Annotated in this window: 2 protein-coding genes; both read right to left on the reverse strand. The window is 32.7% G+C overall.

Going from position 1 to position 2,086, the window contains the following annotated elements; all coding sequences use genetic code 11:
* Positions 1-436: 436 nt before the first annotated feature.
* Positions 437-799, reverse strand: coding sequence for a nuclear transport factor 2 family protein (locus WBY99_RS05905; protein ID WP_423975409.1), 363 nt, complete (start codon positions 797-799; stop codon positions 437-439).
* A gap of 67 nt (positions 800-866) precedes the next feature.
* On the reverse strand, positions 867-1,910 hold the full coding sequence (locus WBY99_RS05910) for a bifunctional transcriptional activator/DNA repair enzyme AdaA (RefSeq protein ID WP_423975410.1): 1,044 nt from the start codon (positions 1,908-1,910) through the stop codon (positions 867-869).
* Positions 1,911-2,086 lie beyond the last annotated feature (176 nt).

The raw sequence follows: 2,086 nt of genomic DNA on the forward strand, positions 1-2,086 counted from the left end.
ATGGAGAAATTCATAGTGAGTTATTTTTTCAAAGATAAAAATATGTTTTCGCTAAAGCCAATTAATGCACACAAAAAAATAAGCGGGCTAATTCCGATAACTATCGGAATCACTCCTATTGATAATTCCAGTGAATTAAAATAACTTGAGAACCTATTGTTCCTACCGAAATTTGTTTTACGATAATGAACGAAAGCGTCTTTGTTTACCTTAAAATCCAATGAATGTAATACAAATCTTTGTCTTGCTTTGCGTTGTTTTTTTTTTTAAACGCAAGGATAAACAAAGTAAAATTAAACATCAATCTTCATAATTTTAAGTCAGACAAAGGCGGTTTCGCTTATTTAAATCCCGAAAATTATCAGGGTACCAATTTAAGAATATCAGTTATTTATATTGTTTCATCCTAAATAATAACAGTTATTCAAATTAAATTTCATCCATGATAAACCCGTGAAAAAACAATTTTCCCGTTTTTTATTTCCAAAACTTCGCCTATTTTCATATCTTCTTCCTCATCCACTTTTCGGATATATTCCATGAAAACCTGCTCAGAATCAGCGGTTAATCGCTGAACTTCATATTGCAAACTCGGCAATCTTTCGAAACAATCTTTCCACCAATTTCTCAAAGCGTTTTTTCCTTGAATTAAACCTTGGGTTTCGGGTTCCTGAATTTTCAATTTCGGACTGAAATGTTCTGCATTGTCGTCATAAAGAGAAAGTAAATTTTCCAAATGATGTTCGTTGAAAGCTTTAAACCAAAGTGTTGCAATGTTTTTTAAATCTTGTGGATTCATTTAGCTGATTGTTAATGGTTATCGTTGATTGTTCAAAATTACTAAACATTGAATAATAAATTTTGAATTAAAAAAGTATCGCTTTTTCCAGTTCCAGTAATTTTTGTTTGCGCCAAATCCCACCTCCATAACCGGTTAAAGTTCCATTGCTACCAATAACCCGATGGCAAGGAATTAAAATGGAAATTTTGTTCATTCCATTGGCATTGGCAACGGCGCGAACTTTTTTTACATCGCCCAGAACTTCAGATTGTTTGCGGTAATTCCAAGTTTCGCCATAAGGAATTTTCAGTAAAATCTTCCAAACACTTTTCTGGAATTCGGTTCCAACAGGACTTAAAGGAACGGTGAATTCTTTCAACTTTCCTTCAAAATAAAGTTTGAGTTCTTTTTCTAAAATTTTGAAATGTGGATTTTCACCTTGAACAATCGTGGCATTTAATGATTTTGCTAAATCTTTAAACTCGGTTTCCAACATTTTCCGATCGGTGAATTCCAACATACAAATTCCTTCTTCCGTTGCCGCAGCGTACATTGTTCCAATCGGCGTTTCGATTCTTTTTAGATCAATAATTTTTTGTTCTTTTGAGTTTTTCGGTGAAACACCAAAGATATTTTTAAAACTTTCACTGAAGCCACTTAAACTTTCAAAACCGCTATCATAAGCAGTTTCCATAATGTTTTCTCCTTGTTGAAGTTTTTTGAAAGCGGTATTTAATCGAAACATTCTTTGAAACGCCTGAAACGTCATTCCGTGATTTTTCTGAAACCATCTTCGCATTGTTGCAGGTTCAATTCCACGTTTTACCAAATCATAATCTTTAAATTTCTGTGAAGGATTTTCAGATAATTCTTTTAAAATTTGTTGAATATAATCGGGCGTTTGATCCAAATTTTCCAATGGTTTACAAACTTTGCACGGTCGATAACCTTTTAAAATTGCGGCTTTTGTATTATCGAAAAATTCTACATTTTCAGGTTTTGGTTTTCTGGCAGTACAATTTGGACGACAAAAAATTCCGGTGGTTTTCACGCCCATCCAAAATACACCCTCGAAATCGGGGTTTTTATCTAAACTCGCTTGATACATGACTTCGTCTGATAAATTCATAAGTAATGAGTAATTTGCAATGAGTAATATTTTACAAATTTATCTTAAAAAATATTCTTTCTGCAACCGAAATATCGACAAGTATTTTTTTGCAGCAACATCTTTTTCTGTTTGCTTAATTTCTTTCAACTTTTCTGTGATTTTCACAACAGCTTCCGAATTTCCTGTTTTTAAAG

It is taken from the genome of Kaistella sp. (assembly GCF_049588135.1).
GTDB lineage: Bacteria > Bacteroidota > Bacteroidia > Flavobacteriales > Weeksellaceae > Kaistella.